Origin of the sequence: uncultured Allobosea sp., from assembly GCF_945957345.1 — a bacterium.
Classification (GTDB): Bacteria; Pseudomonadota; Alphaproteobacteria; order Rhizobiales; family Beijerinckiaceae; genus Allobosea.
The window spans coordinates 46,215-54,206 of record NZ_CAMFKW010000039.1; the positions used below are offsets into that span (position 1 = coordinate 46,215).

The 7,992-nt window shown below is 66.2% G+C and carries 7 protein-coding genes; 4 read left to right on the forward strand and 3 right to left on the reverse strand.

Going from position 1 to position 7,992, the window contains the following annotated elements; all coding sequences use genetic code 11:
• Nucleotides 1–3: 3 nt before the first annotated feature.
• Nucleotides 4–687: a phosphoribosyltransferase gene (locus Q0Q36_RS18250; RefSeq protein ID WP_293800092.1), complete on the forward strand. Its 684-nt coding sequence runs from the start codon at nt 4–6 to the stop codon at nt 685–687.
• A gap of 29 nt (nt 688–716) precedes the next feature.
• On the opposite strand, the gene Q0Q36_RS18255 is transcribed toward Q0Q36_RS18250, so the two are convergent.
• On the reverse strand, nt 717–2,567 hold the full coding sequence (locus tag Q0Q36_RS18255; protein WP_293800103.1) for a KUP/HAK/KT family potassium transporter: 1,851 nt from the start codon (nt 2,565–2,567) through the stop codon (nt 717–719).
• Between the two features lie 106 nt (nt 2,568–2,673).
• The gene (locus Q0Q36_RS18260) at nt 2,674–4,170 is read right to left on the reverse strand and encodes a PLP-dependent aminotransferase family protein (RefSeq protein WP_293800094.1); all 1,497 of its coding nucleotides are present in this window, start codon (nt 4,168–4,170) and stop codon (nt 2,674–2,676) included.
• A 124-nt stretch (nt 4,171–4,294) separates the two neighbouring features.
• On the opposite strand from Q0Q36_RS18260, the gene Q0Q36_RS18265 reads away from it, so the two are divergent.
• Complete coding sequence (locus tag Q0Q36_RS18265) at nt 4,295–4,957, forward strand: GNAT family protein (RefSeq protein WP_293800096.1); 663 nt, start codon at nt 4,295–4,297, stop codon at nt 4,955–4,957.
• Between the two features lie 20 nt (nt 4,958–4,977).
• Here Q0Q36_RS18265 and Q0Q36_RS18270 read toward each other — a convergent pair whose 3' ends face one another.
• Nucleotides 4,978–5,871 carry a DMT family transporter gene (locus Q0Q36_RS18270; RefSeq protein WP_265057870.1) on the reverse strand — a complete coding sequence of 298 codons (894 nt, stop codon included), beginning with the start codon at nt 5,869–5,871 and terminating at the stop codon, nt 4,978–4,980.
• Nucleotides 5,872–6,123: 252 nt separating this feature from the next.
• Between Q0Q36_RS18270 and Q0Q36_RS18275 the strand changes: the two genes are divergently transcribed.
• Both Q0Q36_RS18275 and Q0Q36_RS18280 read left to right on the forward strand, forming a co-directional pair.
• Nucleotides 6,124–7,704, forward strand: coding sequence for an ABC transporter substrate-binding protein (locus Q0Q36_RS18275; RefSeq protein ID WP_293800099.1), 1,581 nt, complete (start codon nt 6,124–6,126; stop codon nt 7,702–7,704).
• Nucleotides 7,701–7,992 (forward strand): M81 family metallopeptidase (locus Q0Q36_RS18280; RefSeq protein ID WP_367187184.1); only part of this gene is annotated, 292 nt, incomplete at its 3' end. The genes Q0Q36_RS18275 and Q0Q36_RS18280, both read left to right, overlap by 4 nt.

Sequence of the window (7,992 nt, forward strand, 5' to 3'; positions counted from 1 at the left end):
GACGTGCAACCCCATGAATTCTGGCAGGAGCTTCACCCGGCCGGGAGCTTTCGCGTCGAGGCCGGGCATCGCGCCTTCTTCCCCGCCACGCTCGCCGATGGCAGGCAGTTGCTGCTGCCGATCCGGGCTCTCGCCGACGGGCGCCACGGGCTCGCCTCCCTGATCGTCAATCAGGCGAGCTTCTCCGTCGTGGAGGCGCTTGCGGCCGATCTGGCCGCAAGGCTGGCGGCCTACCGGCCCGAGATCGTCATCGGCCTGCCGACGCTCGGGCTGACGCTCGCCGCGGAAGTCGCGCGCAAGCTCGGCCACGCCCGCTATGTCCCGCTCGGGACCTCCCGCAAGTTCTGGTATGACGAGGCGTTGTCGGTGCCGCTATCGTCGATCACGACGCAGCAGGCCAAGCGGCTCTATGTCGATCCCCGCATGCTGCCCCTGATCGAGGGGCGGCGGGTGGCGCTGGTCGACGACGTCATCTCGAGCGGCGCATCGATCCTCGCCGGGCTCGACCTGTTGGCGGCACGAGGCATCGAGCCCGTCGCGATCGGAACGGCGATGCTGCAATCGCTACGCTGGCGTTCCCTTCTGGCCGTACCCGGAGCGGATTGGCTCGGGCGGATCGAAGGCTGCTTTGCGACGCCGCTGCTCGAACGGGGACCGGACGGCCTTTGGTACGGACAGGTGGGATGACGCGCGATCCCCTTTAAAGCCAGCGCTCTTTAAATCTCGATCTCGACGCCGACTTCGACGACCTGGGTGGCGGGGATATGGAAATGCGCTGCCGATCGCTCGGCATTGCGCTGCATGAAGGCGAACAGATGTTCGCGCCATATCGCCATCCCCTCGATCTCCTCGCGCGGGATGATCGTCTCGCGGCCGATATAGTAGGAGAGCTCGTTGAGCTGCATGCCAGGCAGCAGCCCGCGCTCGACGCCGCAGCGCAATCCGTCGGGAATGCGCGGCGTTTCCATGAAGCCGAAATGCAGGATCACCCGCGTCATGCCGGGGGCCAGCTCTACGAGTTCCATGCGCTGGTCGTCGGGGACGCGCGGCACCTCCTCCGGCTTGCCGGTGATGAGCAGGATGTGCTCGTGCAGCGCGTGGTTGTGGCGCACGAAATGCGAGAGCGAGAGCGGGACGCCGCGCGCAGCCGAGGCGAGGAAGGCAGCCGTCCCCGGCAGGCGCATCGGCGGCTTCGTCGCCAGCATGGACAGGAAGTCCTTCTCGGATTCGCGCTGGCGGTTGCGTGCCGCCTCCACCAGGGCAAGGCCGCGCCTCCAGGTCAGCATGATGATGGTCAGCACCAGTGCCATCAGCAGGGGATACCAGCCGCCATCCACCAGCTTCACGAGATTGGCGGAGAAGAAGACGAGGTCGATCAGCAGGAAGAAGCCGTTCACCGCCAGCACCGCGGGCAGGCTGTAACCCCATTTCAGCGCGATCAGCGCGGCGAGGCAGGTGGTGATCGCCATCAGCAGCGAGACGGCCACGCCATAGGCGCCCGCCAGCGCATCGGAGGAACGGAACATGAAGACCGAGATCAGGGTCGCCGCGCAGATCATCCAGTTGACGATCGGGATATAGATTTGGCCCTTCTGGTCGTCCGCCGTGTGCCTGACATGGACCGAGGGGAACAGCCCGAGCTGCATCGCCTGCTGGGTCAGCGAGAAGGCGCCGGTGATGACCGATTGCGCGGCGATCACGGCGGCTGCGGTGGCGAACACGATCAGCGGGTAATGCGCCCAGTCCGGGGCGAGCTGGTAGAACGGGTTGTCGGCGGCGCTGGGATCGGTCAGCAGCAGCCCGCCCTGGCCGAAATAGTTCAGCATCAGGCCCGGCAGCACGACGCTGAACCAGGCGAAGCGGATCGGCTGCGGGCCGAAATGCCCCATATCGGCATACATCGCCTCGCCGCCGGTGACGGCGAGGAAGGTCGCGCCGAGCACGACGAAGCCGACGAGCGGCGAGGTATGCGTGATGAAGTAGAGGGCGGCGAAGGGATTGATGGCGGCGAGGATGCCGGGCGCCATCAGGATGCCTCTGACGCCGAGGAGGGCGAGCGCGATGAACCAGAGCAGCATGATCGGCCCGAACAGCTGGCCGATGAAGCGCGTGCCCTTGCGCTGGACGAGGAAGATGCCGAGCAGGATCACGGCGGTGATCGGCACTACGGCCGGCGCCAGCACCGGGGCGTCGAGCTTGAGGCCCTCCACGGCCGAGAGCACCGTGATCGCCGGCGTGATGGCGCCATCGCCATAGAGCAGGGCGGCACCGACGAGCCCGAGCACCAGGATGCGTGCGCGCGGCGTGCCCGGCTTGGCGTGCCGGGCCTTGAGCAGGGCGATCATCGCCATGATCCCGCCTTCGCCGCGGTTGCCGGCTCGCATGATCAGCAGCGCGTATTTGATCGAAATGACGAGGATCAGCGCCCACAGGATCATCGAGACGCAGCCGACGACGGCGCGCGGGTCGAGCGGGCCGCCACCGCTGGCCGCGCGGACCGCCTCCTTCAGCGCGTAGAGCGGGCTCGTGCCGATATCGCCATAGACGACGCCGAGCGCGCCCAGCATGGCGATGCCGATGGGGGAGCGAGGGCCGTGATGAGCTTTCGGCCCAGCATGGGTCTCGATGGCTGCTACCTTGGACAAAGGCGGCCCCCCTTATTCTTCTCTTTGGTTACCCTTGGGGTAAGCCATGACAGGTGCTGACCGCAAGTGTTTCCCGAGAACCTGGTGCGAGGCTTTGGCCGCCGCAGGATTTCAGGAGTGCGGCCAGCCGTGCCACATCGGCTTCGACATGGGCCGGCGCGACGCGCGCGATGCCGAAAACAAGCCCCGGCCGGGCCGGCCCGAGATGGAAGCGCGACATCGGCTGCATCGCGAAGCCGTTCGCCTGTAGATGTTGGGCGACGGCGCTATCGTCGACATGCGGATCGCGGAACCATGTCGCCAACTGGAGCCCGCCAGCTCCCTCGCCGATCCGCAGGATGTCGCAGCAATGGCGCTGAAGTGCCGCGACGCTCGCGGCCATCCGCGCGGCGTAGAGGGCCTTCATCTTCCTGATATAGCCGCGCAGGCGGCCGTCCCGCATGAAATCGGCGAGGGCGGCCTGGATATGGATCGGCACGACGGAGCCCTGCAATTGCAAGGCGGCGGAGACCTCTTCCAACAGACGTAGCGGGACGATCGCATAGGCGACGCGCACCCCCGGAGCGAAGATCTTCGAGAAGGTGCCGAGATAGGCGACGAGACCGGTGCGGTCGATGCCTTGCAGCGCCGCGATCGGTCGCGAGCCGTACTGGAACTCGCTGTCATAATCGTCCTCGATCACCACAGCGGCATGCGCCTGCGCGACATCCAGGAGGGCAAGCCGTCGTTGCAGGCTCATGGTCGTGCCCGTTGGATATTGGTGCGAAGGTGTCACATAGATCAGTCGGGGCGGGGGGCCTGATGCCCTCGATACGTCGATTCCGGCCTCGTCGCAGGGCACTGGCACGATCCTGGCGCCGGCCGCGCGTAGCAGTGCCTGCGCCGTTGCATAGCCCGGCTCCTCCATCCAGGCGACGTTCCCCTCGGCGTCGCCCGGCCGCATCAGCACATGGGACATCAGGTTGATGGCCGCCCGGGTCGAGGGCGCGATCAATACCTGCTCGGGCCGGGCGAAGATGCCGCGGGTCTTGGCGACATGATCGAGGATCGCCTCCCGTAGCGCCGGCAGGCCGTCCGCCTCGCCATAGCCGAGGTCGTGGATGCGCAACGAGCGGGCGCGCGCGCCCAAGTAGCGCGCCCAGCTCGCATGCGGGAAATCCGTGAGATCGGGCATGCCGGGGGCGAAAAGCCTGGCTGGTTCGGGCGGATCGGCCGGTTCGGAAAGGCCGGGCGTAGGGCTGGGCGCGAGCGGCAGCAGCTCCGCGGCGATCGCGGCGACGCGCGTGGCCGAGCCTGCCTGCGCCAGCAGATAGCCGTCGGCCTTCAGGCGCTCATAAACCTGAACTACGGTCGAGCGAGCAATGCCGAGCGCTATGGCCAGATGCCGTGAGGACGGCAGGCGCTGCCCGGCCGGCATCGTCCCGTCGAGGATGCGGTCCCGGAAGCTGCGATAGAGCTGTCCTTCGAGATCGCCGGCCGTCCTGTCCAGTGGCTGCCAGGCGAAAGTCTCTACCGGGGTCGCCATATCGCAAACTGGTCTGGTCAGATTGAGAGAAGTGGCAGTGTACATCACACCGCTTAACTCGCCAACGATGGGCGGCTGCGGCCTCCGCCGCATCTGCAACCACGTATGACATCAAGGCATCGCCATGGACCTGTCGGATTGGAAGGGGGTTCCGCGCCCCGAGCGGATCGTGCTGGAGGGCCGCTACGCGCGGCTCGAGCCGCTCGATCCCCTGAAGCACGGCGATGACCTGCTCGCCTCCGCTCGCGAACCCGGCGCAGATGATCGCTTCCGCTATCTGTTCGAGGACGCGCCTGCCGACCGGGCGGCGCTGAATACCTGGCTCGACAAGGCCGCCGCTTCCGCCGATCCGCTCTTCTTCGCCGTCATCGACAAGCGCTCCGGTCGGGCCGAGGGTCGGCAGGCTCTGATGCGGATCGATGCCGTGCACGGCGTCATCGAGATCGGCAACATCTTGTGGGGCCCGGCGATCGCGCGCAGCCGCATCGCGACGGAGGCGCTGTATCTTTTCGCGCAGTACGCTTTCGATACGCTGGGCTATCGGCGCTTCGAGTGGAAATGCAACAACCATAACGAGCCGTCCAAGCGTGCGGCGCAACGCTTCGGCTTCACGTTCGAGGGCGTGTTCCGCCAGCACATGGTGCAGAAGGGCAAGAACCGCGACACAGCCTGGTTCGCGATGGTCGATGTCGATTGGCCGCGCCTCAAAGCCGGCTACGAAGCCTGGCTCGCACCCGGGAATTTCGACGAGAACGGTCAGCAGCGTACCCGGCTCAGCTTCGGCTGAGCGCGGATTGCGCCGCATCCCTAGGCTTTGCCGCGCCGGAGCTCGGACAGGGTGTACCAGACGACGGCCGAGAAGATCACCGCTCCGCCGACGATCGTCGCGAAGGGTGGTGGCTCCGCGAAAAGGAGCCAGACCCAGACCGGCGTCATGACGACTTCGGTGGTGCCGATCAAAGCCGATTCCGCTGGCGGCAGGTGCCGTGCGCCGATGATGAAGAGCACCAGCGCGACCGAGAAATTGGTCGCGCCGAAGGCAGCCAACACCACGAGGTTATGGGCATCGAGCGAGCCCCAGGAGCCGAACGGCGCGAAGAGCAGGAAAGTGAGCACCGCGCTGATGAAGATCGGCGGCATCGCCGGAAGATCCGGATCCATCCTTGGGATGACGATGACGAAGGCGAATGTCACCGTCATCAGCAGGGCGAGCAGATCGCCGACGATCCGCCCCGCGCCCAGCGAGGCCGAGATGATGATCCCGACGCCGATAAGGCAGGCGAGCCCCGCGATCATCGTGCGCAGCACGATCCGTTCCTTGAGGAGCAGCCAGCCGAGCACGGCGGCGATGAAGGGCGCGGTCGCATAGATCACCGCGACATTCGCCACGCTGGTCGTGTAATAGGCGCCAATGAAGGCGGCCTGGCTGATCGTCTGGAATGCGATCAGAGCCAAGCCGGTCGGCCCGAACGACTTCTTCCAGGCCCGGCGTGTTCCCGCGCCGCCGAACAGGGCCATGGGAACGATCAGGAAAAGCGCGGCGAACAGCGCTCGCCACGCGACCGCGGTCCAGGCGTCCGTGGTCAGCAGGCGCGCATAGATGCCGCTGGCGCTCCAGGCCACGGTCGCGGCGAAAACGAGCAGGACGCCACGGGAATGGGCGGTCGGAGAAGAGGTTTCGCTGGTCAACGTCGCACGCATGGCAGGATCGGGCAGCACCGCTCGCATATCGGGCTGCGTCGCGGAATACCACTCCGCGAATAGCGATATGGTGGCAGGAACATGCCGGCCCTTTCGCGTGGCGGCTTCGCGTCGGTGAAGGGGGGCTCCTGCGTTGAAAGCGGAGCCAGTCCGCTTGCGCCGGTCAATTCCCGCATCCTAGGATCGCGGCATTGGAATTGCAGCAACGCTGTCTGTGCAGCTTTTCCATCTCCTCGGGCGAGGGATCTCGGCATGAAGCGTCGGACGTTCCTGGGTGTTGCTGCGGGTGCCGCGGTTTCCGCTGTAACCAAGCCGGCTCTCGCGCAGCGGGCGAAGGTGCTGAAATTCATCCCGGAATCGGATGTCGCGATCATCGACCCGGTCTGGACGACGGCCACCGTGACGCGCAATCACGGTTACCTCGTCTTCGACACGCTCTACGGCCAGAACGCCAATTACGATTTCGAGCCGCAGATGGTCGCCGGCCATACGGTCGAGGATGACGGCAAGACCTGGCGATTGACCCTGCGCGAAGGCCTGCGCTTCCACGATGGCGAGCCGGTCCGGGCGCAGGACGTGGTGCCGAGCATCCGCCGCTTCTCCGCCCGCGACGCCTTCGGCCGCGCCTTGATGGATGCGACGGACGAACTCTCGGTCGAATCCGATCGCGTCGTGAAGTTCCGGCTGAAGCGGCCCTTCCCGCTGCTGCCGGCCGCGCTCGGCAAGACCGGCACCTCGATGCCCTGCATCATGCCGGAGCGCTTCGCGCTCACCGACCCGAACAAGCAGGTCACCGAGATGATCGGCAGCGGGCCGTTCCGCTTCAAGGCCGATGAGCGCGTGCAGGGCGCGCTGACCGTCTATGAGCGCTTTGCCGACTATGTTCCGCGCGCGGATGGCTCGGCCACCTTCACCGCCGGCCCGAAACACGTCCATTTCGACCGGATCGAATGGCGCATCATCCCCGACCCGCAGACGGCCGCGAATGCGCTCGCCAACGGCGAGGTCGACTGGTGGCAGAACCCCACCCCCGACCTGCAAGGTACCCTCAAGGGCCGATCAGGCCTCAAGCTGGAAGGACTGGACCCGGCCGGCGGCATCGGCTGCCTGCGCTTCAACACGCTGCACCCGCCCTTCGACAATCCGGCGATCCGCCGCGCGCTGCTCGGCGCCATCGATCAGAGCGAATGCATGATCGCGGTCGCCGGCGATGAGCGCTCGCTCTGGAAGGACCATGTCGGCGTCTTCAGCCCGGATACGCCGATGGCGACGACGGCCGGAACCGAGCAACTGGTCGGCAAGCGCGATTTCGCCGCCGTCAAGCGCGCCCTGGAAGCGGCCGGCTACAAGGGCGAGCGCATCGTGCTGCTCGATCCGACCGATTATCCTTCGACCCATGCGCTCGCGGCCGTGGCAGCGGATGCCCTGCAGAAGTCGGGCATGAATGTCGAGCTGGTCTCGACGGACTGGGGTACGGTCGTCCAGCGTCGCGCCAGCCGCCAGCCGATCGACAAGGGCGGCTGGAGCATCTTCTTCACCTATCTGAACGGCACCAATAATTTCGACCCCGCAAGCCAGCTCGGCATCCGCGGCAATGGCGATCAGGCCTGGTTCGGCTGGCCGAAATCGCCGCGCCTCGAAGAGCTCCGGCTCGACTGGTTCGCCGCCAAGGATCTCGCGGCCCAGAAGGCGATCTGCGCCGAGATCCAGAAGCAGTTCTTCATCGACGTGCCCTATATCCCGCTCGGCGCATACTACGAAAAGACGGCCTATCGCGGGATATCAGGCATGCGGATCGGTTTCGCCCAATTCTACGACGTCAGGCCGCTGTGACACATTCCAAGCTTCGGATCGCCGTTCTCCAGTTCGCGCATGAGACAGTGACATTCCTCCCCAACGACACGACGCGGGAGGACTTCATCTATCCGGGATCCCCGGCCTCCGGCGAAGACCTGCTGGCCACCGATCCGAAGGGCTATATGGGCGGATTCGTGCAGGTCGCCCACGAGTTCGCGGATGTCGAGCTCGTCGGCATCACCTCCCCGCTCTGGCCGCGCACCGGAACGGGTGTGCACGGCGGTGAGAAAACCATCCAGTGGAGCGCCTGCGTTTGTGCCGGCG